At 48.6% G+C, this 25,178-nt stretch carries 18 protein-coding genes; 13 read left to right on the top strand and 5 right to left on the bottom strand.

Translation table 11 applies throughout. From position 1 onward, the window contains the following. Positions 1 to 344 precede the first annotated feature (344 nt). Positions 345 to 1,364, top strand: coding sequence for a M14 family zinc carboxypeptidase (locus K0504_RS10550; RefSeq protein ID WP_225918083.1), 1,020 nt, complete (start codon positions 345 to 347; stop codon positions 1,362 to 1,364). Next, positions 1,364 to 2,125, top strand: a complete 762-nt coding sequence (locus K0504_RS10545; RefSeq protein ID WP_220104154.1) for an alpha/beta fold hydrolase — start codon at positions 1,364 to 1,366, stop codon at positions 2,123 to 2,125. Before K0504_RS10550 ends, K0504_RS10545 begins: the two co-directional genes overlap by 1 nt. A 48-nt stretch (positions 2,126 to 2,173) precedes the next feature. Here the strand turns inward: K0504_RS10545 and K0504_RS10540 are convergent, their stop codons facing one another. From K0504_RS10540 to K0504_RS10525, 4 genes are all read right to left on the bottom strand, one after another. After that, entirely contained in the window at positions 2,174 to 2,971 is a 798-nt protein-coding gene (locus K0504_RS10540; RefSeq protein ID WP_220104153.1) for a hypothetical protein, read from the bottom strand. A gap of 92 nt (positions 2,972 to 3,063) precedes the next feature. Then, a complete protein-coding gene (locus K0504_RS10535) occupies positions 3,064 to 4,932 on the bottom strand; it encodes an alkaline phosphatase (RefSeq protein ID WP_220104152.1) in 1,869 nt (622 codons plus the stop codon). Between the two features lie 13 nt (positions 4,933 to 4,945). Further along, positions 4,946 to 6,481, bottom strand: a complete 1,536-nt coding sequence (locus K0504_RS10530) for an alkaline phosphatase (protein WP_404823002.1) — start codon at positions 6,479 to 6,481, stop codon at positions 4,946 to 4,948. 225 nt (positions 6,482 to 6,706) lie between these two features. Beyond that, positions 6,707 to 7,951 (bottom strand): glycosyltransferase, encoded by a 1,245-nt coding sequence (locus K0504_RS10525; RefSeq protein WP_220104150.1) that lies wholly within the window; start codon positions 7,949 to 7,951, stop codon positions 6,707 to 6,709. Between the two features lie 176 nt (positions 7,952 to 8,127). On the opposite strand from K0504_RS10525, the gene K0504_RS10520 reads away from it, so the two are divergent. The 5 genes from K0504_RS10520 (at position 8,128) to K0504_RS10500 (ending at position 13,981) form a co-directional block, all read left to right on the top strand. Continuing rightward, a complete protein-coding gene (locus tag K0504_RS10520; protein WP_220104149.1) occupies positions 8,128 to 9,297 on the top strand; it encodes a sugar ABC transporter substrate-binding protein in 1,170 nt (389 codons plus the stop codon). 40 nt (positions 9,298 to 9,337) lie between these two features. Further along, a complete protein-coding gene (locus tag K0504_RS10515) occupies positions 9,338 to 10,666 on the top strand; it encodes a sensor histidine kinase (RefSeq protein WP_220104148.1) in 1,329 nt (442 codons plus the stop codon). Positions 10,667 to 10,699: 33 nt separating this feature from the next. After that, positions 10,700 to 11,302 (top strand): sensor histidine kinase, encoded by a 603-nt coding sequence (locus K0504_RS10510; protein WP_220104147.1) that lies wholly within the window; start codon positions 10,700 to 10,702, stop codon positions 11,300 to 11,302. 149 nt (positions 11,303 to 11,451) lie between these two features. Further along, on the top strand, positions 11,452 to 12,174 hold the full coding sequence (locus K0504_RS10505) for a YebC/PmpR family DNA-binding transcriptional regulator (protein WP_220104146.1): 723 nt from the start codon (positions 11,452 to 11,454) through the stop codon (positions 12,172 to 12,174). 103 nt (positions 12,175 to 12,277) lie between these two features. Next, the gene (locus K0504_RS10500) at positions 12,278 to 13,981 is read left to right on the top strand and encodes a DEAD/DEAH box helicase (protein ID WP_220104187.1); all 1,704 of its coding nucleotides are present in this window, start codon (positions 12,278 to 12,280) and stop codon (positions 13,979 to 13,981) included. On the opposite strand, the gene K0504_RS10495 is transcribed toward K0504_RS10500, so the two are convergent. Then, positions 13,978 to 14,793 (bottom strand): crotonase/enoyl-CoA hydratase family protein, encoded by an 816-nt coding sequence (locus tag K0504_RS10495; protein WP_220104145.1) that lies wholly within the window; start codon positions 14,791 to 14,793, stop codon positions 13,978 to 13,980. The genes K0504_RS10500 and K0504_RS10495 overlap by 4 nt on opposite strands. Positions 14,794 to 15,125: 332 nt before the next feature. On the opposite strand from K0504_RS10495, the gene nadN reads away from it, so the two are divergent. From nadN to K0504_RS10465, 6 genes are all read left to right on the top strand, one after another. Then, positions 15,126 to 17,018, top strand: a complete 1,893-nt coding sequence (nadN, locus tag K0504_RS10490; RefSeq protein ID WP_220104144.1) for an NAD nucleotidase — start codon at positions 15,126 to 15,128, stop codon at positions 17,016 to 17,018. 160 nt (positions 17,019 to 17,178) lie between these two features. Next, positions 17,179 to 18,666, top strand: a complete 1,488-nt coding sequence (locus tag K0504_RS10485; protein ID WP_220104143.1) for a glutamate--cysteine ligase — start codon at positions 17,179 to 17,181, stop codon at positions 18,664 to 18,666. A gap of 4 nt (positions 18,667 to 18,670) precedes the next feature. Next, positions 18,671 to 19,702 carry a M14 family metallopeptidase gene (locus K0504_RS10480; protein ID WP_220104142.1) on the top strand — a complete coding sequence of 344 codons (1,032 nt, stop codon included), beginning with the start codon at positions 18,671 to 18,673 and terminating at the stop codon, positions 19,700 to 19,702. A 673-nt stretch (positions 19,703 to 20,375) separates the two neighbouring features. Continuing rightward, positions 20,376 to 21,872, top strand: coding sequence for a hypothetical protein (locus K0504_RS10475; RefSeq protein ID WP_220104141.1), 1,497 nt, complete (start codon positions 20,376 to 20,378; stop codon positions 21,870 to 21,872). Between the two features lie 28 nt (positions 21,873 to 21,900). Then, positions 21,901 to 23,427, top strand: coding sequence for a haloacid dehalogenase-like hydrolase (locus tag K0504_RS10470; protein WP_220104140.1), 1,527 nt, complete (start codon positions 21,901 to 21,903; stop codon positions 23,425 to 23,427). Between the two features lie 96 nt (positions 23,428 to 23,523). Continuing rightward, a complete protein-coding gene (locus tag K0504_RS10465) occupies positions 23,524 to 25,167 on the top strand; it encodes a glycoside hydrolase family 55 protein (RefSeq protein ID WP_220104139.1) in 1,644 nt (547 codons plus the stop codon). Positions 25,168 to 25,178: the final 11 nt, after the last annotated feature.

Raw genomic sequence — 25,178 nt, 5'->3', positions numbered from 1 at the left:
GGTTAATTTCTAGGCAGGCATGCTAGTGGTTGCTAGCTGACAGAAACCTGAACAGGGTGTTTATCGTTCTTGCCCAGGTTTGATGGGCTGTAGCGATTACTTAATCCAAGCGTAACTGAACTTCATAAAGGCGCGTCGATCATCGGCAGCCAGATCAGAGAAGCCTTAACGGTCACATCGGGGGCGAACTTCACCAAATCATCTGGACTGATTGCTTGGTATAAAAACTGTCATTTCTGCGTTTTACACTAGTCGATCAAACTTATTCGATTGAACAAAGCATCGATGAAAACAGAAAGGACGAGCCGATCGCATCAGAACGTTTGTATCAATTAAAGCGCCACTTGCCTGAGTTGTTTGAACTGGAGCATTTAATTTCGCGCGCAGGCTCGGACGTTCGCTTTCGGGTGTTGACGGAAATACCCCATCAGGGCCAAGCGTTGCCGATTCATGCCATAGAGCTGGGTTCGCGCGCTCCTGATGCGCCATCGCTGGGGTTGATTGGTGGTATTCATGGGGTAGAGCGAATTGGTACTCAGGTCCTGCTGGCTTATTTGCATAGCCTCATTATGCGCCTGCGCTGGGATGAATCGATGGCTGAACAACTCAAGCACATTCATTTATTCATTATTCCCATTGCCAACCCTGGCGGCATGTATCTGAACCAACGCGCAAACCCCAATGGTGTGGATTTGATGCGCAATGCGCCTATTGATGCGACAAGTCATGTACCGAAATTACTGGGCGGCCATCGGCTATCACGTCACTTACCTTGGTATCGTGGAAAGAAACAATGCCCAATGCAACCAGAATTGCAGGCGCTTCACGACTACATGATTCAGCACCTTAATAAACGGCCATTCACCATCACCTTAGACATGCATAGTGGTTTTGGTTTTAACGACCGATTGTGGTTTCCCTATGCAGGCTCCGTGAGCCCTATTCGTGACTTGAATGTGATGTATCGAATCAATCGATTGTTTGCAAAAACCTTCCCTAATCACACCTTGTATAAGGTCGAGCCGCAGGCACATAGCTATACCACCCATGGTGATATTTGGGACTTGCTTTATGACCATAATTTGCAACAGCAGCCGCAATCAACGTTTATGCCGCTGACTTTAGAAATGGGCTCGTGGTTGTGGGTGAAGAAAAATCCACGGCAACTACTGCGGTACCACCGACTCTTTCACCCTGAATTACCGCATCGCCAATCACGAATCTTACGCCGTCATTATTCACTGATCGACTTTTTGATGATGGCTGCCAGAGGGCACAATAACTGGATGAAAACCAAGCCTGAGCAAATAGCGAAAGATACGCGCGCGGCATTAAAACTTTGGTATGACGGAGCGGCTAAGTAATGGCTGGAGTTCGAATCGTGTTGTTACGTGGGCTTTTACGTGAGCACCGACATTGGGGCTATTTTCCAAACCGATTACAGGCCACGTTGCCCGATGCGCTCATTGAAACGCCCGACTTGGCCGGTAATGGTCAACGCTATCGGCAACCGTCGCCCCATTCAATGGCTGCCATGGTGGATGATGTAAGGAGCCAAATCGCACCGCTTCAGCAAGGTGAACAAGTTGTTGTTGTCGCTATCTCCATGGGCGGCATGATCGGCAGTTGTTGGGCTCAGCGTTACCCTAATGAACTGGCGGGTCTAATCATGATTAATTCCAGCTTGCGCCGATTTAGTCCGTTTTATCATCGCTTGCGTCCGGCCTGTTACCTAAGTGCATTAGCGATGTTATGCCAGCCTCGTTTAGCGCGAGAGTCTTGGGTGCTGCGTTGGACGTCATTCAACCATGCTGATGACAACGCGCTTGCTCAGATCTGGGCTGGTTTTGACAAAGAGGGCGCGCCTAGCTTAGTGAATTCGTTGCGCCAGTTATGGGCTGCTGCTGGTTATCAAGGGCCTCGCCATGCGCCCTTGGATAATGTGTTGATTTTACGCGGGGAAGTTGATGGCTTGGTCAATCCGGCCTGTTCAATTGCTATGGGACAGGGGTGGCAAGTTGCCGTCCACTCACATCCTCAAGCGGGCCACGATTTACCGTTAGATCAGCCCCGCTGGGTGTGTCACCAGATCCGCGACTTTGTTGCTGCCATCGGTCAATCTTAAGCGCCACCTTGTTTATTGCTGACAATGGCGGCGCTTGCGATGACTCAATTAATGAGCGTGGCCAGAACCACCGAGCGGTTTGCCATCGGCGCTGTAAAAGCCTGATGCACCATGGGAAACAAAGCCGAGGTTCATCATCTTGCGTAAAAACGGATCACTTTCGTTATCACCTACATCGGCATAATCTGTTGTTTGATAAGCTTGCCTTGAAACAAAAAACTGCTCGATTTTGTCATCTTCTTGTGACACCTCTTGCAGCTTAATCACAAAGTCTTGGCTCATTGCTTTTTCTCGATACTCAACCACCAATTGTGATTGTGGCTGCCATACCAACCGATAGATCTTGCCTTGTTTTTTAAGCTCGTAGGTTTCTGTTCGTTGGCAACCTGAGCCGGTTGAGGCCACTAAAGCCATTGAGCTACGAAACTCATCATCAATCAGCTGATATTTGGTTTGCCAAACTTGCTCTGAGCGACTGTTTTTGACCTCGTCTGGGAAGTATTCAATGCCGCGCTGGTATTGGTCAAAGTAGCGCACTGGGCGGCTACGACCATCATGCCCACGAGTCCATACTTCGGTAATTTTTTCTTGCGGATATTGCAAAGCAACTTCGTTGGCATTGCGCCAAAGCGTGAGTGATTTGGTTTGCGAACGACCAATATCAAAAGTTCGTGTCAGCGTGTAGTTGGCACTCAAATGTTGCTTATCGAGCACGCAGTTCGCAGCTTCGGTGGCGATGCCCGCATGAGCGTTGAACGAAAGCGACAACGCCGTTGTACCAACAACAAGGGTGCTGATAACGGTAGCGATGGGGATAAGCGTGGTGGGAATTTTACGGGTGTTCATGATCTCTCTCCGAAAAACGAAGTAAGCGCACCGGCAAACTGCCAGGTGCGCTTTATCGCTAATAGCGCATGAATGCGCCGTTTGGGGCGGTGTTACTCAACAATTTGTTCTGCGTCAGCCGTGAGATCAGCGGCATAATCCATGATGTGGAAAATGATGCTTTGCTCATTGGTACCCGTCACTAACGATGCGCCAGGGCCACTCGCATAAATACCAACATCTTCACCCGCATGGGTTTCTGAGCTGGTTGGTACCAGTGATTCCTGGTGATAGCCTGATGTGGTGGTATCTACATCGGTCAAATCCATACGACCGGCGTTGATATCCATGCCATAACCTGCATCGGCGTTGGTTTCATCGCCTAAGTCCATGAAGCCGCGTCCATTGGTGTAACCCAATGTGGTGTAAGGCGTGCCATCGGATGCCTCTGTTGGAGCGGTTTCACCCACTGCAACCACTTTACCCAAGATTGGGTTACCGCGTTTTGGATAACCTGCAATGGTAAACACGTGGCTGTGGTCGGCCGTGACAATGATCAGCGTTTCGTCGGCATTGGTCATCTCGACGGCAGCTTGCACCGCGTCAGCAAAGGCAATGGTGTCGGTCAGAGCATTGTAAGCGCTGCCCGCATGGTGACCGTGGTCAATACGACCTGATTCAACCATCAGGAAGAAACCGTCATCGTTGTTGTCGAGGATTTCAATGGCCGTACGAGTCATGTCTGCAACCGAAGGTTCACCGGCAACGTCATTGTGACGATCCGCTTCATATTGCATGTGTGATTCGTTAAACAAACCAAAAAGCTTGGTCGTGCTGGCCGTGTTAACCGACTCGAAACCCGTTTGATCGTAAACATAGCTGCCGGTTGGGTACATGGCTTGCCACTCGGCGGTTAGGTCGCGACCGTCAGTGCGATCACCTTCGGTACTGCTCACTGCATCTGGCGAGTTGTACGTCGCGTCTTTTGGCAAGAAGTGACGACGGCCACCACCCATGGCAACTTCGATACCATCAACATCAAGGCCGTCATAACGGGCTTCAAGGTTGGCTTCAAAGTTTACCAATTGTGATGCAATGTCTTCGCAGTCTTCGGCGCCCGTTTCTGGCATATCAGAGATATCTTCCCAGTTACGATCGGCTGACTTGGCATATGTTGCCGCGGGTGTTGCGTGAGTGATGCGTGCAGTTGAAATGATGCCCGTTGATTTGCCCGCAATTTCAGCCAACTCAAGGGCTGTCACTAGCTCGTTGCCATCAACCGTAGAACATTCGCCACGCTCGATGTCTTCGTCAACACCAATCACGCCAACGTCGGTTTTTACACCTGACATCATGGCAGTCATTGTGCCTGCTGAATCGGGCGTTTGAGCATCTACGTTGTAGGTTTTCGCTAAACCGGCAAATTGGAATTCACCGAAGCTCAAGACGTTTTCTTCACCTAAACCACCGTTCATTTGGCCTTCTAAAATGCGAGCCGCGGTCACGGTAGAAATGCCCATGCCATCGCCAACAAACAAGATCACGTTCTTGGCTTTACGGGTTGTGGTGGGCGCGGTGTTGGCCGAAGCCGTCGAATAATTGGAGGCAGAAACGGCTGCATCGTACTCGGTGTTCAGGGCGCCTTCGATATACGCCATGCCATCTTTAAACCATGGGTTGTTGACGGTTAGCGCAGTGATTTCAGCTTCCGCGGCAACGTCATATGGCAAACAAGCATAACTTGTGTCGTCGATTTCATCGTCGGTCAACGCACCATCAGCATTGTCATCAATACCTGAATCAAACTGCACGCCACCGCCTAAACAAACGCTGTGACCTGCGGCCAAATCAGTTGAATTAATCAGTGATGTTTGGCCGTTACTTCCATTGGTGCCGTTGATGCCATCTTTGCCATCATCACCGTCACAACCGGTCAGTGCCAGAGCAGAAGCAATAGCCACACTTAACATTAACTTTTTCATTGGGATCCTTCCTTTACTCTGAAACCAGACCGAGAGCGTTATCGATCAGGTGGAATACAATATTTTGCTCAATGGTGCCTTGTGCTAAGTGCGCACCAGGGCCCATAGCGTGCAGCGAAATATCTTCACCAGCGTGGGTTTCTGAGCTCAATGGGATGACCGCTTCTTGGTGGAAACCAGAAGTTTCAGTATTAACTGCAGTCAAGTCTTGGCGGCCATTGGCGTTGTCTAAGCCGTATGTAGCATCGGCATCGGTCTCGTCGCCTAAGTCGCGGAAACCACGACCATTGGTGTAACCCAACGTGGTGTATGGCATGTCGTCGCTCGCTAAAGCTGGCTCGGTTTCACCAACTGAGACGACTTTACCCAGAATTGGGTTACCACGTTTGGGATAGCCAGCAATAGTGAATACGTGGCTGTGGTCAGCGGTCACAATGATCAGCGTGTCTTCATCGCTGGTGGCATCGACGGCCGCTTGAACGGCTTTGGCAAACTCAATGGTGTCGGTTAACGCGTTATAGGCGCTACCGGCATGGTGGCCATGGTCAATTCGGCCAGATTCAACCATTAAGAAGTAACCGTCTTCATTGTTATCAAGAATGTCGATAGCTTTGCTGGTCATCTCTGACAGCGAAGGCTCGCCGGCAACATCGTTGGCGCGATCGGCTTCATACTGCATGTGAGATTCGTTGAACAAGCCCAACACTCGTTCTGTTTCTGCGGCATTGATAGCGTCAAAACCAACTTGATCCATCACGTAAGCGCCAGCAGGGTAGGCTTCTTGCCATTCCGCCGTTAGGTCGCGACCATCGGTACGGTCACCCTCAACACTGCTAACAGCATCGGCACTGTTGTACATTTCATCTTTTGGTAAGAAGTGACGACGACCGCCGCCCATGGCGACTTCAATACCGTCGACTTCAGCTCCCGGGAAGCGTGCTTCTAGGTTGGTCTTAAAGTTAACCAGTTGCGAGGCGATGTCTTCGCATTCTTCGGCACCCGTTTCTGGCATATCGGAGATATCTTCCCAGTTACGGTCGGCAGATTTGGCATAGGCTGCAGCCGGTGTTGCGTGAGTAATGCGAGCCGTGGAGATGATGCCTGTCGACAGGCCTTTAATTTCGGCCAGCTCCAACGCGGTAATCATTTCGTTGCCAGCTACGGTGGCACATTCGCCGCGCTCAATGTCTTCGTCAACACCAATGACGCCCACATCTGTTTTAGCACCTGACATCATGGCACTCATGGTGCCTGCTGAATCCGGTGTTTGTGCATTGACGTTGTAGGTTTTGACCAACGCGGTGTACGGGAAAGTTTCAAAGCTCAAGTAACCTTCTTCACCGAGGTTACCAGCCATTTGACCTTCTAAGATACGCGCAGCAGTTAGGGTTGAAACGCCCATGCCATCGCCAACAAACAGAATCACATTCTTGGCTTTAACATTGTGTGTCCGTGCCAATTTAGCGGCAATTTGAGTTTGGGCATCTTGGTACCAACTGCTAGAGGTTTGTGACTCGGGTAAGACAGCTGCTGTTGCTGATGTGCACATCCCCGCCACAAGCAAGCTGCACAATGCAGTGCTTTGTTTCAACATGGTTTCACCTTTCCTGGTTATTTAAGAAGCCAGCGGGGGAACTTGCGCGTTAGCCCGGCTGGTAATCTGATTTGCTCAAAATCTGCAAGCAGGAAAGAATCTAAGGGGTAATTGTGACGAATCCGTTGCGGATTTGCGTCGCTTTGGTGAATATACCGTGACAAGTGTTATGTTGTAACATTATGTTTTTGTGCGATTTTTTTCTTCTATCCATTGCGACATGTATTGCGTGCTCTTCATGGAGTGATGTAGCAACATGGCGCCGATGAAATGACGTTGCCGATGCGAGTTAATATCGCTTCGAATCGCTTGAACGTGCTGTTGCAGGCGGTTCGACAGGGATTGTTCATCATATTGCTGTAAATGCGCAGGAATGGTGAGCCGAGTCTGTTGCCAGCGTTGCTGAGCGTTATAAAGCTCAACAGCCGCCTCAATAAAGTCTTGATCGTTGCTGGTAATTGCGCCTGGCCATGGCGCTTCTGTGGTCATGCCCTCGGCGCCAATTGGCGTAGTGACACTGGGCAGCCCATAAAGCATCGCGTCAAGTAATTTGCCCTTGAGGCCTGCACCAAATCTGAGTGGAGCTAACAAGACGCGGCCATGTTGCATCACCGCAGCGACGTTGTTAGCCCAACCTTTGATGCAAAAACCAAGCTTAGGGTTGTCGAGTTGGGTTGCTTTTTTGGGCGGGTAAGCGCCGTAAATATGGAGTTCGGCGCCGGGACATTGTTGGCGGATCGCTGGCCATAACTGACGCAACTGAAGGACTGCATCCCAATTGGGAGCATGGCGAAAATTGCCGATGCTAACGAAGTGCTGGCGTTGTTCAAAACTCAGGCCTTGCGAAGCGCCCGCCAATGGCACCATAAATGGTAGTAGCAGCAACTGGCTGGTTGGCACCTGATAGCGGTCGCGCAACAACTGATATTCGTAGGAAGAGATCACCAAAGACACATCGCAACGATAAATCGAAGCAACTTCCCGCAATGCCAATTCACTGTTGAGATCTAACGCATCATCACAGCGTTCGTTTTTGATCGCTTGGTGGCGAGCATGGCGCAGGCTATGGAGATCTTCCATATCCAAAATGCGAAGCGCCGCTGGGAATTCCTGACTCACACGCCAACCAAACTGCTCTTCCATCATGAAGCGATCAAACATCACTACATCGGGCTGTATGGCCTTCACCTGTTCATTAAAACTCGAGCAATTGAGCGCAATGCTGAGTGGCTCTACGGCTATCGTTTTAAGATCAACTGCATGGTCTGAAGGGTCTGCAGGGCTGGCGTAAACCACTCGATAACCAGACGTTTGAAAGCTTTTGATAAGTTGCATCATGCGGGCGCCAGCCGCTGATGAATTTGGCTCTGGCCACACATAGCCAATGATCAATAGGGTTGAGGTCGAGCTGCTATTCGTAGGCATGGGGTCTCAGAGCGAACGTGATTAAAGATATTCAGGGATGCTAATGGCATCGGCTTAGCGTTTAAGTATGACGGCTAAATCTTTGGTTAAACAACACATAAATTGATTTGACCACCTGTGGGACCGGTTTCTTTTTCTATACTTGATCTTGCTGGGGGCGCCAAGGTGAGGCAAACGTGAACGTAATTATCGGATTAGTAGCATTTTTTATGGTTGCAACCAGTGTTGCGGCGGAATTGCGCCTTTGGCACCAAAAAGAAGAAGGACGCGAATGGCTTCCTAAACTGGCTGAGCAATATGAGGCGGCTACGGGCGTTAAAGTTCACGTTTCATTTCGGCCAACGGGTGAGTTGCGAGCCTCTTTGTTGCGCGGGGTGATTGAAGGTAATACGCCCCATGTGGCGATTGTACCTTCAGACTTTATTGGTGATTACCACCGGTTGCAGCTAACTCCGTTGGGCGACCAATGGTTCGGCAGTCGCATTACCCCGTCGGCAATGCCGCTTGTCACCTTAGCGGGTAATCACTACGGAATTCCTATTCTGGGCGGCAATCATTTGATGCTGTTTTATAACAAACGTTATGTAAAACAGCCTGCGACCAGCTGGCAGGAATTAGCGGTGCAAGCGAAAGAATTGCGTTCGCAAGGCATTGAACCCATTGCCTGGAAGTACGAAGAAATGTATTGGTTTACTGCTTTCGCGACGGCATTTGGGGCGTTTCCGGTGAGCGATAATCAAATCAACCTTGATACGCCAGAAATGAGAGCAGGGCTGGAATTTTACAAGCGCATTGCCGATAAGGGGCTAGTTGATCCCAAATGCGACTATAAATGTGCGTTCGATGATTTTAATAGTGGTCAATATGCCTACGTTATTAATGGTGATTGGGCCTATGGCGAAATGGCTGAGGCGTTAGGCGATAACTTTGGCGTTAGCGTGTTGCCAAGTATTGCTGGCAACTCAATGATGCCTGCTTATTCAGGTATGGCGTTGATTTTCCCTGCCGATTCAACGAACGGGCCTGATGCAGACGCTTTGATGGATTTTGTGCACTTTATTCAATCAAAGCAGGTACAACTTGGATTCTTCCAAGAACTCAGCTTATTGCCGGTTCATCAACAGGTGATTGAACAAATTATGGCGACCGCTGACGATAATCAAAAAGCGTCACTGGCCCAATTGAAACAAGGCTGGGCGGTGCCGCCAACACCTGCATTAACGGCTAGTTGGTTAGGGATGAGTAAGGGGTTTCAACTCTACATCAGCGGTCATGGAACCGTTGAACAAGCAACCAATATGATGCAACGATTTGCCGAACATGAATTGAAAAAGTCTAATAAGTAGGCAAACATTGGGCAATATGGATGACTGAATAGGAGCCTAGATGTTAGAAGGGATGCGAACATTACGTGGCTCATTAAGCGCTGTTATTTTGTTGGGCGCTTTGGTTCCGAGCTTATTAATTGCCAGCTACCTCATTGAGCGTTTTCGCAGTGCGTCGGAAGCGTCAACAATGGCTGCGCTTGAAAAAAATGCCACCTTGCTGACGTTGGATGTGAAACGCGATTATGAGCTATTACTCGCGGCGGCAGAACAACTCAGCAGCGATCCCGATGTCATCTATTCCGCATATACCGGCGCATTCGGCGCCAAAGCTAATATTAAACTTGCCAGATTTACTCAATTACACCCATCCGTTTTTGGCGCCATGGTGGTGGACTCCCTCGCGTGGCCTGTCGAAGCAACACCAACAACACTTGGCTTGCTTGATATGGCACCGATGACGCCACTACTGACCGATTTTTTTAACGATTCTAAGCAAGCCAAGATTCAAATTAACGATATTGAAAATGCTTCGCTACTCAGTGATATCTACAACATTCAACATAAGGATGTTGAAGACGTAAAAGAGCTGCGTAGTGACCACCTATTTATGGTGATGTCGCCGTTATGGTTATCTGCTGTCGACAAAGCGGAGCTGCATGAGTTAGTTGGGGCGATGGTTGTGCTTCTGCCCGTGCATACATTGATTGAAGAGGCTCAAAAACGATTACTTCATGGCGATGGGTTGGACATCGTCATTTTAGATCTGATGATGGACAATCAGAGCCTAATTCGGCCGGAGTCAAAACTGGCCGAGGTGAACGATTATATCGTCATTGATGTGCCAATGCGTGTTAGTCAGTCAACGGATACCATCGTATGGACGTTGGGTGTTGAGCGGGCCGCAGCACTTCAAACCATTGATGATCTGCAGCTGGAGCTGTGGTTGATTGTGGTGGGGTTGATTCTGGTCTTAAGTGTTGTTGCGTTTTGGTTGGCTCGTTACGTGGTGAACCCGATCAACTCCGTCAATAAACTGGTAGCCAGCTATGCCGGCGCCGACTACAGCAAACGATCGTTAAAATTGCCGTTTCGCGAACTGCAACAAATGGCCAATGTGTTAGAGCAAATGGCCCAGCGAATTGTTGAAGATCAGCACAAGCTTGAACAGCGGGTGCTGAATCGAACATATGAATTACAAAACGCCAATAATGAGTTGAACCACACCATGCATCAGCTAAAGGCGACTCAAGCGCAGCTGGTGGAAGTAGAAAAAATGTCGCTACTTGGTCAGTTGGTGGCTGGCATTGCTCATGAAATCAATACGCCAGTAGGCGTTGCTGTGACCGCAGCGACCATGCTTGAGCAACAAGTCATTGAACTCGATTAGCGAATAAAAGACAGCAAACTTACTCGCACAGACTTGAATGACTATGTTGAAAGCACCCTCCAAACTGGCGAGATGGTGATCACCAATCTACACCGTGCCGCTAATTTGATTCGCAATTTCAAAGAAGTGGCAGCCGATCAGAACGACGAGCAAAAGCGAGTCTTTACGCTCTACGGCTATATTGAAAGTTTGCTTCGTAGCCTTGAGGGCGAATTGAAGTCATTCAAAATATCAGTGGACCTATCAGGAGACAAAACGGTCCAGCTGAACAGCTACCCTAGCGCTTATAGTCAAATTATTACTAACTTCATTATCAATTCGCTTAAGCATGGTTTTAAGCGACAACACCAGCACCACATCAGCATTGCATTCGAAATCCATGGCGACACCTTGTTACTCCGATACAAAGATGACGGCCGTGGTATCGATGCCAATACGCTGCCTAAAATATTTGATCCATTCTTTACCACGCAACGAACAGCCGGTGGTACCGGGCTTGGGCTTCATATTGTTTACAACATTGTGAATCAACGGCTTGGCGGCACTATTGATGCCAGTAGCGAAGTTGGCGCTGGTGTTGAATTCACGATTCGCGTGCCGCTTATACCGCCAACCAAAGCGCCATCCAGAGCATAAGCATTTGTTGACCTCATGCATGAGACATGAGCTTCATCAAAGCGCCATCAAAAACCCAGGGTAAACGCCAACAGGGCCTAGCGCTTGTGCGCGATTACGCGTTAGAATTCGCGCCAGCATTTTTTGTATCGATTAAAAGAGCGAGAGTCATGGGTAGAGCGTATCAAAACCGCAAGGAATCAATGGCCAAAACGGCAGCGGCGAAAACCAAGGTTTATTCCAAATACGGCAAAGAGATTTATGTCTGTGCCAAAAATGGAGGCGCGGACCCAGACAGCAATTTATCGCTACGTCGCTTAATCGATGGCGCCAAGAAAGATCAAGTACCGACCCACGTGATTGAGCGGGCGATTGAAAAAGCCCAAGGCGGTGCCGATGAAAATTACGAAACGGCTCGTTATGAAGGCTTTGGTCCTGGTAACTGCATGGTCATCATCGATTGCCTAACTGACAACGGCAAGCGTACGTTTATGGAAGTTGGCCTGTGTTTTAAAAAGACTGACTCGAAAATTGGATCGCCGGGCGCCGTTGCCCATATGTTCGATCACTTATCGGTATTCGTCTTTGATGGCGATGACGAAGATACCGTCCTTGAAGCATTGATGATGGCAGATGCTGATGCCAACGACATTGAAGTTGAAGATGGCAAAGTCACCGTATTTGCGCCAGCCAACGAATTTTATAACGTCAAAACTGCATTAACGGGTGCCTTTGAAGGCATTGAATTTGACGTTGAAGAAATTAGCTTCGTACCACAAACCTATACGGCTATTGAAGGTGACGACGTGGCGACGTTTGAGAAATTCATGGCCATGCTCGAAGATTGTGATGATGTGCAAAACGTTTATCACAATGCTGAGTTACCTGCTTAACGGATCGTTTGTTATTGATTGAAAACGCCCAACTCGGTTGGGCGTTTTTGTTTGTATCGTCGCTTAAATTTGTTCAATCATACTTAGCTCACCACAACGAATGATGAAACTTCGAGATTACCAGCAAGATGCCGTCAACGCGGTGCTCAGCCATTTTCGTCAACACGATGATGCCGCAGTCATTGTGTTACCGACAGGGGCGGGCAAAAGCTTGGTGATCGCCGAATTAGCGAGGCTGGCGCGCTTCCCCATATTGGTGTTGACCCATGTGAAAGAGCTGGTGGCGCAAAATCAGGCAAAATTCAAAAGTTTAGGATTGTCATCCGGCATCTACGCCGCTGGGTTAGGCCGCAAAGAAACTGAGCATGCCGTTACCTTTGCTAGCATTCAGTCCATTGTCAGAAACCTTGATGCGTTCACCGGTTATTATTCGCTTATCATCATCGATGAATGTCACCGCATTGCGGACGACGATGACAGTCAGTATATGCAGGTCATCAACCATGTTCGTAAAGCAAATCCGACGCTTAAAGTGCTCGGCCTCACCGCAACACCATACCGGCTCGACAAAGGTTGGATTTACCAGCAGCACTATCATGGCCATGTGCGTAGTGAACAAGCTTTGCCATTTCGTCGTTGCATCTACGAGCTACCGCTCCGGCAGCTGATCAAACGTGGTTATTTAACCCCGCCGACGCTGGTGGATGCGCCAACCGCACGCTATCAATGGGAGCAGCTCCCGACGTCATACACGCAAGCCGACCTTGATGAAATGCTCGCTAAAAGCCCACGTGTCACGCAAGCGATTTGCCAGCATGTGGAGGCGCTTGCTCAAACGCGTAAAGGCGTGATGATTTTTGCCGCAACGGTCGCCCATGCGCATGAAATTTCGAGTTATTTGCCGGCCGAACAAACTGCGCTGATCACCGGAAATACAGTGACTGCCGAGCGTGACTTACAAATCACACGGTTTAAACAGCAACAGATTAAATACTTGGTGAATGTTGCCGTGCTCACCACTGGTTTTGATGCGCCCCATGTCGATATGATCGCCATTTTACGGCGTACCGAGTCGGTTAGCTTGTATCAACAAATTGTTGGACGTGGTCTGCGCTTGTCGCCAAACAAACCGGATTGTCTGGTGATTGACTACGCGGGCAACGGCTATGATCTCTATCAGCCTGAAATTGGAACACCAAAGCCAAATCCCAACAGTGAATTAGTGCAAGTGCCATGTCCTAGTTGTAGTTTCGCTAATCTTTTCTGGGGAACCACAGACGCCGATGGCGACATCATTGAGCACCATGGCCGCCGGTGTCAGGGGCTGGTGCAAGGGGTGCAATGTGACTTTCGCTTTCAGTTTAAACAATGCCGACACTGCAATGCGGAAAATGACATTGCTGCACGCCAATGCCACCAATGTGGCGAACGCCTTATTGACCCCGATGAACAGCTAAAGAAAGCGCTTCAGCTTAAAGATCGCATGGTGATCCGCTGCGCCGGTATGTCAGGAGAAGCTAAGGGCAATGTTTTGGTCGTCACTTATCACGATGAAGATGGCGCCGAACTGACGGACAAATTTGATTTTTCAAACGCCAGCCAGCAGCGGTTATTCCATCATGAATTCTGTCGCACGATCACTGGCAACGCAATCAATGACAGTAATGCCGAATTGGCCGCTGGGAACATACCGCAGCGAGTTGCACCAGATTTTGTCATCGCGAAGCAGAACCGCAAATATTGGCGCGTAGAAATGCGCGTGTTTGACTACCAAGGGCCATACAGAAAGGCTAATTCGCAACACTAAAGGTGGTACTGAGCGTCAGTCTTACCTTGTTCTCGGCGCACCGCAATACGCTGGTTTTTGCCGCTGATCATGCGGATTTGGTTGATGGTTTCGAGCGCTAATATGCGCCGTTCTTGTGGGCACCAGAGCTGATGGTATAAGCGTTTCACGGTACGGTTGGTATCCGGTGAGCGTTGGCATAGCTGATCTGCCAAGGCCTCTGCCGCTTGCATCGGGTCGTCGGCCACTTCCGTAACAAGGCCAAGTTGCTTACCTTGTTCGGCTTCTATTGGGGTGGCTGTCATCGCTAACTTCATGGCTTGATCCGCGCTCAAACATTCTCGAAGAGCCAGTGTGCCGCCCATGTCTGGGATTAGCCCCCAACGGGCTTCCATTATCGCAAGAGAGCAATCTGGTGATGCAATACGATAATCACCGCCCAGTGCGATTTGCATGCCGCCGCCCCAACACTTTCCATGGAGTACCATGATCACTGGCACCTGTAGACGGCGCCAGCCAACACTCACGAGTTGCGCCAAATTGGCGTTACCCGGTAGCCATTTCCACAGCAGACGAATAGCACTTTTAGCACTACTTAACAGCGACTTAATATCTATGCCGGAGCAAAAGCTTGGCCCCTGGCCAGACACAATCACGACCCGAACCGATGGTGTAGATTTAATGGTTTTAATAACCCCCTCAATCGCCAAAAACATCGCCATATCCAGCGCGTTGTGTTTATCGGCGCGGTTTAATTGAACCCTGGCAATACCATTTGAAATGGTAAGACTGACGCAATTCGAGCTGGCGTTTGAGTGAGTACCGGAAGTCATGAAAGGGCCGTATCAGTTACGTGATTGAACATTGAAGCTATCAGATCCGACCAGTTGGTCCAAATAAACCTAAGCGCGACCATGAACCACTAAACAGCAATGTGATCGATGGCAAGTTTTATTGGTGGGTAAGCTGACAGTTTTTCTTGTCGTTAAAACGCGCAACGAGAGTCTGCGCCGAGCGATAGCTGCTTTAGCGCAACACCTCTCAATGCCATGTCGTCTTATATTGTTCATCTACAAGTAATCTCGCTGCCATCGAAATGTCACGGAAGTTGCATGTTATAGGCGCTGTACTCCACAACACCTAGAACATTTATCAAGGATGGAACATGAAAACATTCAGTAAATTGCTGTTAGCCGGCCTCGTTTCTGCGGCTTTGATGGGCTGCAATGACGACAATGACAAAGCTATTAACGTCACCTTATTGCACATTAATGATCATCACTCGCACATTTCTTCAGATGATTTTGATTATGACGTGTCATCCTTGGGCTTAAGCGCCACAACCGAAGCTGGTGATCCTGTTACTGAAGTGGCTGTTAATTATGGCGGTTTCGCCATGATGAAAACACTGTTTGATGATCTCGCTGCGGCGGCCGAAAACCCAATTAAAATTCATGCTGGTGATGCCATTACAGGCACTTTGTATTACACCTTGTTTGCAGGTGAAGCCGACGCCGATGTGATGAACGACATCTGCTTTGATGCCTTTGCGTTAGGTAACCATGAATTTGATGATGGCGACGCTGGCTTGGCAACCTTTCTAGATTACCTTGCTGAAGGCTCGTGCCAAACACCTGTTTTGGCTGCGAACGTGGTGCCTCATGAAGATTCGGCGATTGCCGATGGTTACATTCAGCCATACACAGTCCTGCAATTTGAAGGCGAGAAAGTTGGTTTGATTGGTATTGATATTGCCGATAAAACCAAAAACTCGTCACAACCCGATGACGGCACAGAGTTTCTTGACGAAATTGAGACCGCCCAAAGTTATATCGATGAGCTGAAATTGGATGGCGTGAACAAGATTATCTTAGTGACGCATTACCAATACGCTAATGATTTATCGATGGCGCAAGCATTGGCCGGCGTGGATGTGATTGTGGGCGGTGACTCGCACACCTTGTTGGGATCTGATGCGTTGGCCGACGTTGGCTTTAACGTTCAGGGTGACTACCCAACCATCACAACCAATGCCGATGGCGAGCCGGTTTGTGTGGTACAAGCTTGGGAATATGCACACCTGATGGGGCAGCTGCAGGTTAGCTTTGATAAAAAAGGCGTGGTTGAGTCTTGTGCCGGTACACCTGTGATGCCAATCGAGCAGTCCTTCAGTTATGAATACAATGAAGACGATTCGGCTGTACTTGACGCTGCCGATGAAGCGCTGGTGGTTGCTGCGCTAGAAGCCGTTCCAGAAATGCGCATGGTGGTTGCGAACGAAAATACCGCAGCCATGATTGCAGCGTTTGATGAGCAAAAAGAATCGCTAGAGCAAAGCGTGATAGGCCAAGTCGCGGAAGACTTATGCTTAGAGCGTTTCCCTGGGCAGGGTCGTTCAACGATTTGTGATGCCAGTGAAACTTATGCCATGGGCAGTGATATTTCTAACATCGTTGCCAAAGCATTCTTGATGGTTACACCAACCGCCGATATTGCCATTCAAAATGGTGGTGGCGTGCGTGTTGATGTGGCGGCTGGTGACTACACTATTGCCGATGCTTACACCTTGCTGCCGTTCTCTAATACCTTGGTGACTTTGGATATGACCGGCCAGCAAATCATCACTGTGCTCGAAGATGCATTATCCAACACCTTGGATGATGCGGGCTCAAGCGGCTCTTACCCGTATGCGTCAGGCTTGCGCTATGATGTTGACGCCAGCGCCGCAGAAGGTAGCCGCATTAGCAATGTTGAGGTAAATTCTCGCGTTGCCGGAGACTGGGCGGCTATTGACACCAGCGCTACCTATACCGTTGTGACCAATGACTTTATTGCTTCGGGCCGCGATGGTTATGACACTTTTGGTGTGGTGTACGATGCCGGTGACTTTGTGGATACCTATACCGAGTATGCCCAAGGCTTTGTTAGTTATGTAGAAATGCTAACTGAAGCGAATGAAAGCTTAATGGCGCTGCCAACCGATGAGTACTCGACTCAGCGCTACATTGGCTCAGATGGTTGCGATCACAGCAGCCAAAGCGATTGTGCGGGCTATTAAGCCCTATTGACGAATGCCACTCAAAGCGATGAAACCACCTCTTAGGAGGTGGTTTTTTTATATTAGAGTGTTGCGGATATCAAAGATCTAGCGTTGAAGCCAAGCAGGTTCACACCATTGGCATACACTTTAGGTGTTAGTTGCCGACAGGTACGTGAGCTTGGGTCATCACTTCTTAAATCAGCAATTTACGCCAGAGAATTTCCAGCGCTTTAGCCAACGCTTGGAACAGAATCTGGCCAGTTTACAAGCCTTGATGGCCAACCCTTCTTGGGGGCTTGGGCCTCATTCGGTGGGCGCCGAACTCGAATATTACCTGCTCGACAACAATGGTGCGCCGAAATGCTGTAATCAACAGCTGTTAAAGCACGCGCAAGATCCGCAACTCACCGAAGAATTTAACCAATTCAATCTTGAATACAATTTGTCGCCAGCGCCATTTAGTGGCAAGCCGTTTAGTAATATTGAGCAGCAAATCATTCTCAAGTCGCTCAATTTACAGCGATTAGCGCAGGAGTTTGATGCTCAGGTTGCCGTGATCGGTATTTTACCGACATTGAACGAGTGTCACTTAGGGCCTCACTCAATGACCGACTCCGAGCGGTATCATGCGCTGACAGAGCAAATCTGCAAGCGTCGAGGCAGGCCATTTCATATTAATATTCATGGCGTTGAATCTTTAGCCTCAGACATCAATGACTTAACATTAGAAGGCGCCAACACGTCATTTCAGTTTCATTATCGGGTTGAGCCTTCGCAGTTTAACGATACGTATAACGCGATTCAGTTAATTACGCCGCTGGTATTGGCCGTGGCTGGCAATTCGCCCTTTTTGTTGGGGAAGGCGTTGTGGCACGAAACTCGAATTGCACTGTTTAAACAGTCGACCGATCCGCGCGTTCACCTACAAGGTGAATGGCAGGAGCCAGCGCGGGTTAATTTAGGCTACGGTTGGCTGAGCGGTGGGGCTTATCAGTTATTTGATGAGTCCGTAAAACTATACCCGCCCTTGCTACCTTTACTGAGTGAGTGTGAGCCGCAAGCAGCATCGTCCGGTCAAGCGCCCACACTGCGCGAACTTTGTGTTCACCACGGCACAGTGTGGAGCTGGAATCGGGCAATCTATGATCCGCAGGACCAAGGTCATTTACGAATCGAATTACGCGCGTTACCGGCAGGGCCTTCAGCCAAAGATATGGTTGCCAATGCGGCGTTGGCAATTGGCTTAGCCGAAGGGCTAAAGCCAATGATCCATGAGCTGATCACGGCATTACCGTTTAAGTACGCGAAGCATAACTTTTATCGGGCAGCCCAATATGGCCTCGATGCGCGCATTGTATGGCCGCAGCCCTGTGGTGGCGGGCTCAAAGACTACTCGGTAACGGAGTTGCTGCAGCAGTTATTGCCAGCGGCGTATCATGGTTTGTGTCGAGAAGGCGTTGAACCGTCCGAAGCGGACAATTGGCTGGGGTGCATCAAAACACGGTTAAATTCAGCGCAAACCGGCGCGAGTTGGCAGCTTGCAACGGTTAAAGCGTTAGAGCAGCAAATGCCCCGCGAACAAGCCCTACAGAAAATGCTGCGTCAATACATGACGTTTAGCGAAGACAATGTGCCCGTTGCCGAATGGCCAGCCCATGGTGGATGAAACGATGAATGATGCCTCTCTATTTCACTGGTCTGAGCCACAAGCTGATCATGTGGCCAATTGCGTGGATAGTTTTTTAGAGCAGTTGAAGCAGCCAACCTTAATTAGCCAACGCGGTAAAGACAGCAGCCGCTGCCGTTTGTTTGTAACCTTGTTGCATGGCAATGAACCATCAGGTTTGATGGCGCTGCACCGATGGTTAAAAAGTGGCGAGCAGCCAGAGGTTGATTGCTATTTCTTTATTGGTGCCGTTGAGGCGGCCAAAGCTGAGCCGCGTTTGTCGACACGCCATTTTAGTCATTTGAGAGATTTGAATCGCTGTTTTTATGGGCCATTTCACGATGTTCCAGGCCGCATCGCACAAACACTCATTGAGCTGTTAGATGAACTTAAACCTGAGGCAGTGCTCGATGTTCATAACACATCAGGCTCGGGGCCTAGTTTTGCTGTATCTAGTCGCAACGACGAGCAGCATATTGCGCTGACGTCATTATTCACCGAGAGACTGCTATTAACGGACAATAAACTCGGTGCTCTCATGGAGCTAACACGTGATGATCGGCCTATTGTGACGATCGAATGTGGTGGCGCTATTGATCCTGAATCTGCACGGGTAGCTTGGGATGGTTTGGTGCGTTTTGTTCGCTATGACAACGTGCTAAAAGAGCCGCCCCATGATTGGAATTTAGAAGTGTTGACCGATCCGATTCGAATTACGCTAACGCCGGATACGAGTATTGCTTACGGTGACCATGGCAATGTTGATGCTGATGTGACGTTTCCTGTTGATGTGGAGCACTTCAACTTTGGCCGCATCGAAAAGGGCACCGTGATTGGGGAACTAAAGCAAGCAGGCTTGCAATGCATCCACGCCACAGATGCCCAAGGCAATGAACGAGTTGACGAGTTGCTGGAAGTTCGCGGCCACGAGTTGGTGAATCGTATTGGCCTGAAATGTTTTATGATCACCTCCAACCCTGATATCGCCAAAAGTGATTGCCTTTGCTATGCGGTCATCGATGACTCTCCAGAGTGAAAATGGCTGATATTGATAAAATAACCATGTCCATATTTTTATATTCACTAAATCTTGACTAAGAACATATTCCTGCCGTCAGCCTGAATAATATCAGAATATACTAATGCGGTAATTTTTCGTCCATTTTTGGTGCGAACTAACTAAATTATTGAACTATATCAGCGCATTTAAATGTTAATTGGCAAGATGTTTTTAATATTCAGATTCTAAGTTTTATTAAAAACAACATTTTCTACTATAAGCGTTAATGCCAACGTCGCGTGGCGATGATTCTTGCTGTGCGCCACTCAGCACTTATCTACTTTATTGTTAATGATAGATATTTATCAATCGCTAAATTAGCTGCTGTTGATTTATGTCTGGCCGACTTTTTGTTTAGTTGTTCGTTTGCTATGAGTGCTATTGATGGGATTTGTGGTTAATTAAATCGTTGAGCATGGTTTATGCAGTTGCAATAGGGTTGCTTTTAAGTTGGCTCACTTTTTGTGTGTCATTAAAATTTAAAATAGTTAAAAGATTAATCGGCTAATAATTAAAGTGGCTGGCTTACGAATGCTGATTAAAATAAATTCAATTGGCTATGTAGTAAGGAGCATGTATATCAGAGGCTATTGATGTAAGAACAAGAAGATGTAAGAACAAGAATAAGCTGTTAAAGGATTGCACGACTATGACGGAACGAACATTGTCACTGAATTTAACTCAAGCGCCTTCGCAACTAGAGCAGCAGGAGCTGGGTACATTAACTGGAAATCGACAGAAAGAAGCCTTGCTGGCGGACATTAAACAATTACCGGCTAACCAAAAGTTACTGGTTGAGTTCGACGGCGTGATCTGTCAGCACAATTTGATCGAACGTTTTCTTCAAACCATCAAGCCTAGCTTTATTGTTGCGATGATCCTGCAGTGCCTCGATATGATTCGCTATGGTTTGTTGTTGCAGCGCGCCGATGCACAACGGCATCGCCGCCGCCTTCAATATACGCTGTGGTTACAGCCCAACGCGAAACAAAAATGGGCCGCGTACGTCAATCAACAGCCTGATAATTGGTTCAATCTTGCAATTTTACGCCAACTTCAATTAACCCACAGCGGCCAATTTCAACTGTATTCCACATCGCCTGACTGGATCGTTACGCCAGTTTTAGCGCGGTTTGAAAAAACGCTTGCTCACGAGTCCAGTGCGTTGTCGGTTATGGGCGATCAAGAGCTAGCTAAAGCTCAGCCTAATTTTGATGTTTTGATCGCCGGCAGTTCGCTATTGCCGCCTCAATTAGCAAGCATGCCAACCAAGCTGTTGCTAGATGATGCTTATGGCATTAGCTGCGAAGCCGGTCAGTTGCCGATGCTACCGTTTGTTTATACCAAGAAAGTGAAGCGCCCCAATGAAAGTTACTTTACTCGGGCGGTAATTGGTCATGACTACCTAACGCTGGTGCTCGTATTTGCGCTGGCTTCACCAGAACCCTTGCTGTGCGCAGCCAGTTTGTTGTTGTTTGTGTTGGCTTATTTTAGTGCTTATGAAATCGGCTATTTCGAGAACGACCGGTTGGGGCTCTGCTTTGAAGCCAAGCCTAAGGTGTCACAAAACTACCGTATGTTTGCGCAGTATTTTAAGCCAGCAGCGGCTTGGGGCTTTGCCTTAATACTCGCGGTTCCAGCTTCGCTACTAGCCACTCAGGTTAGCAATATTTCGTTGTCGTTTATGGAAGGTCACCAATTTAGCGAATGGTGGAAGATCTGGCTGGTGTTTGTTGCCTTCATGGCAACAGTTCGATTGGTGTTTGCTTGGTTTAATCGAATTCATGAAAAAGGCCGAATTGTGCCCATGTTACTGCTGCAATTGGCTCGCACAAGTGGCTATTTGTGTTTGTTTTCTACGTCGTTAATTGGTGTGCTGTTTTGCCTGTCTCACGGCCTATCTAAATGGTTTCCGTATGTGGTCTACCGCTTTGGCGGCAGTCGCCGGGGAATGCCGAATCATCTGATTAATATGTTTTTACTAACGCTGATGTTGGCGTCAATGGCCGTTGGGCCTAACGGCGATTTAACCGATGTGTTGTCAGCCCATGGATTGTTGATTATCTCCTACGCAGCTTTGCGAGCACTCAAAGACATCTGGTCGTTTCGTCATGAGATGGCTTTGCTTCGGAAAATTAACAAATAGAGTCACTTTTCATATTGAGGACAACGCTATGATGCAGCCTTCAGCTAAACCCGAACCGTCCGAAGTGAAAACATCGCAGCAATTAGCCAAGGAAAGGTTTGAGCATTCGCCGTCAGAGGTGCTACACAAAGTCGCCAGCCGCGATGACGACTGTGTTGCTCTGGTCGATTTTGATGAAACATTGTGGTTGCGCAATTCAACAGAAACATTCTTGGCATCCATTCAACCATCGTTCATCGTTGCCATGCTCCTGCAGTTGTTGAACGTGCTAAAACCATGGAAGTGGTATGGCGGCTCTAACAGCGAGTATTACCGAGAGGTGATGCGCTTAAAAGTCGTCTTGGCAGTGTTACCATGGGCGCGCAAAAACTGGCAGGAGCAAGCGCCTAAGATTGCCAAAAAGCATTTAAATTTACCCTTGTATGACGCCTTGCTCGCCAAAGGGCCAGAAAAAATCCATGTAGTCTCCTATGGTTTCGACTTTATTGTTGAGCCGCTATTGGCGGCTATTGATAGCCGCCTCAAATTGTCGATGATTTCAACACTGGACACTGCCGTTGCGTTGAGACGAAAGGGCAAGGCTCAAGCCACTATTGATGTGGTGGGCGAGCTTGCTATGCGCAATAGTATTTGTATTACCGATAGTATGCTCGACCATGATTTGTTGGCGAAATCGACGCAAGGATTATTGTGCGAGTGGCCCGATGCTGAATTTGTTCAAGCCGGGCTCAGCCCAATGTTGCCGCTGCTATTCACAAAGAAAGTGAACCGGCCGCGCGAAAAATATATTTCTCGGGTGATCCTTGGTCACGATTATGTGTTGATGTTACTCGCTTTTGCAGTTGGCAGCTCTGCACCCATCAAGGCGGCCGTCAGTTTGTTGCTGTTCATCATTGCTTTCTTTGCCATTTATGAAACCGGCTATTTTGAAAACGATACTCTTGGGTTAAAGCTCGAAGAAAAACCCCGAGTGGCGCCAGAATTCATCCAATATGGCGATAACTTTAAACCATGGTTTGCCTGGTTATGCGGCTTGTTTATCGCGATACCTGCAGCTGGTTTGGCGAGTATGGATGTCAGCTGGCTACCTGCCGCGATAGGTGTCAATGGTACGATGGCTTGGGTGGCTGTTTGGTGCGCGTTTGCATTGTTTATGTTGGCGGTTCGTGGCGTGTTTTATTGGTTTAACCGAACACCAACCCAGGGCCGCTTGATTCCAATGCTACTGCTGCAGCTGGCTCGAAACTGCGGCCTTATGTTGCTCTTTTCCACGTCTTTGGTGGGGGCGCTTTGCTGCTTAGCGTGGGCATTAGGTAAATGGTTCCCGTATATCATTTACCGCTTTAATGGCAGTGCTATGGGCTATCCAAATCACTTGGTCTCAGGCTTGCTGTTACTGAGTATGCTGGCTGTGGTCGCGGGCGCGAATAATGACCTAAGCATCATCTGGCAATCGCCCGAGGGATTGATCATTCTTGGTTACATGCTGATTCGGAGCGCTAAGGATTTATGGAATTTCAGGGCGCAGCTAAAACCTTTGGTGGCAGTGCGCTAATCACTCTCTACTTCTCTTCGACTCTTAATTTCATGTTGTAGGCAGCGCTTATCGGGTTGATAGGCGCTGCTTGCTCGACTTATTACGGTGTTGCTGATGATCTTTCGAAAATTGCCATGTCCAACCCGTTGGTTGCTGTGGTCACTTCTCTTTTATCCTTCTTGGCTCGCCGCCAGCACTATCACAAGCCAAGCGAATAGCGGCCAGCATCAGCCGAGTGGTTGTCATCCTACTGACGTGACAACGACTTTAGCTAAAACCGGTGGCTATCTGCCGGATTTTTCTTATGCAGGCTATCAATGGGGAGAGTCTCCCACTGATATAGATTATCAATTGTTGGATGTGACTGATTATGGTGTGATTGCCAACGATGGCATCGACGACACGCCAGCCATGCTCAAAGCATTGCTGGCTGCCCATCAAATTGCTACGCCTGTAAATCTGTTATTCCCGCCAGGAACGGTTCTTTTATCTCAACCAATATTTATTAACCGCAGTTTTATACGCTTACAAGGTGCTGGTGATGGCTCAACTGTATTAGCCTTTGACCGCCCATTACTGCAACTTCCTGAATCTATTTTGGCCGCCTACCAGATTGATAAGAAGAAAGAGCCACCGGCGATTTCGCCGGTGTCGTGGCGAGGAGGATTTATTTGGGCGCATCCAATCGCGGATGGCACGCACGGTAAACCTGAAATCGAATTACAATCTGGCCAGCGAGGGAAATTTGAAGTCGGTATGCTCGACACCTCGTCATTAACCGTTGGCGATGTGATTACTGTGCGTTGGTGTCGGTTAGGGTGTGATTTGAGCAGTTTTACCGAGCATCTCATGGATCATCAACCTGTCACACTGGGGAAAGGATTTGCCAATATGAACGGGTTGGTGAGTCAATATTTAACGGTGACAGGCATAGGAAGTGACTCTATCCGAGTGAAGGAGCCGCTAGCCCATGATATCAAGCCTGATTGGCAGGTCATGCAGTTGGCAACCAATATGCTTGAGCAGGTGCACCTAGATGGTTTTACCATCCAGTTTCCGGAATTGCCTTATGCCGGCCATCATCAAGAGCAAGGGTTTAACGGCGTTTATCTCCATCGCGTATCCCAGTCTAGCGTGTCAAATGTGACTGTTGAGCATGCTGATAATGCCTTTTTCATGAACGATAGTACGACGTCTTCGTTGTCAAACATTGAAGTTCGAGGACGAGAAGGGCATTACTCGATTGCCATTGAAGATTCCAACCATATTTTGGTAACGGACTTTGCATTGACTGCATCGATGCTGCACAACCCATCGGTGGGTTGGGGGGCGGAGCTAAATGTCTATCGTCGAGGGCGCATCGAACATGCGCGTATTGAGCAGCATAAGGGGCTCAATCAGCAAAATCTGTTTGAGAGTCTTGATGTGCATGCGCAAAAGAAAAGACGAGTTTTTTCTTTGGGGGGTAATCGGCTTTATGGGCCTACATCAGCGGCTTTTAATACCTTTTGGGATGTGGCAATTTCCGCTGCTGAGGGACAATTCTCCGCGGTAACAGACGCGCCGTCAGCTCGCCTAGTGGGGGTTGACCAGCTTCCAGAACAATATGGCCCTGGTGCTTTTATCGATAGCCGCTGTATTGCCGAAAAACGCCTAGAGTCGCTTTATATTTGGCAATTAACACAGCGGCTAGCAGAGGGCGAGAATCAGCACGTAGCTAATAGCAATGACTCTGCCCCTTTGGCTAATCCTCGCTAACCTAATGGTGC

Source organism: Neiella holothuriorum (assembly GCF_019457915.1).
In the GTDB taxonomy this organism is placed as follows: Bacteria; Pseudomonadota; Gammaproteobacteria; order Enterobacterales; family Neiellaceae; genus Neiella; species Neiella holothuriorum.
Note: the sequence above shows the minus strand (reverse complement) of the source record. Positions and strands in the feature narration are given on the sequence as shown.

Excerpts from the sequence above, each read along its gene's own strand:
- K0504_RS10545 (WP_220104154.1), top strand. The coding sequence starts at position 1,364 with ATGGCTGGAGTTCGAATCGTGTTGTTACGTGGGCTTTTACGTGAGCAC.
- K0504_RS10540 (WP_220104153.1), bottom strand. The coding sequence starts at position 2,971 with ATGAACACCCGTAAAATTCCCACCACGCTTATCCCCATCGCTACCGTT.
- K0504_RS10535 (WP_220104152.1), bottom strand. The coding sequence starts at position 4,932 with ATGAAAAAGTTAATGTTAAGTGTGGCTATTGCTTCTGCTCTGGCACTG.
- K0504_RS10530 (WP_404823002.1), bottom strand. The coding sequence starts at position 6,481 with ATGTGCACATCAGCAACAGCAGCTGTCTTACCCGAGTCACAAACCTCT.
- K0504_RS10525 (WP_220104150.1), bottom strand. The coding sequence starts at position 7,951 with ATGCCTACGAATAGCAGCTCGACCTCAACCCTATTGATCATTGGCTAT.
- K0504_RS10515 (WP_220104148.1), top strand. The coding sequence starts at position 9,338 with ATGTTAGAAGGGATGCGAACATTACGTGGCTCATTAAGCGCTGTTATT.
- K0504_RS10505 (WP_220104146.1), top strand. The coding sequence starts at position 11,452 with ATGGGTAGAGCGTATCAAAACCGCAAGGAATCAATGGCCAAAACGGCA.
- K0504_RS10500 (WP_220104187.1), top strand. The coding sequence starts at position 12,278 with ATGAAACTTCGAGATTACCAGCAAGATGCCGTCAACGCGGTGCTCAGC.
- K0504_RS10495 (WP_220104145.1), bottom strand. The coding sequence starts at position 14,793 with ATGACTTCCGGTACTCACTCAAACGCCAGCTCGAATTGCGTCAGTCTT.
- nadN (WP_220104144.1), top strand. The coding sequence starts at position 15,126 with ATGAAAACATTCAGTAAATTGCTGTTAGCCGGCCTCGTTTCTGCGGCT.
- K0504_RS10480 (WP_220104142.1), top strand. The coding sequence starts at position 18,671 with ATGAATGATGCCTCTCTATTTCACTGGTCTGAGCCACAAGCTGATCAT.
- K0504_RS10475 (WP_220104141.1), top strand. The coding sequence starts at position 20,376 with ATGACGGAACGAACATTGTCACTGAATTTAACTCAAGCGCCTTCGCAA.
- K0504_RS10470 (WP_220104140.1), top strand. The coding sequence starts at position 21,901 with ATGATGCAGCCTTCAGCTAAACCCGAACCGTCCGAAGTGAAAACATCG.
- K0504_RS10465 (WP_220104139.1), top strand. The coding sequence starts at position 23,524 with ATGATCTTTCGAAAATTGCCATGTCCAACCCGTTGGTTGCTGTGGTCA.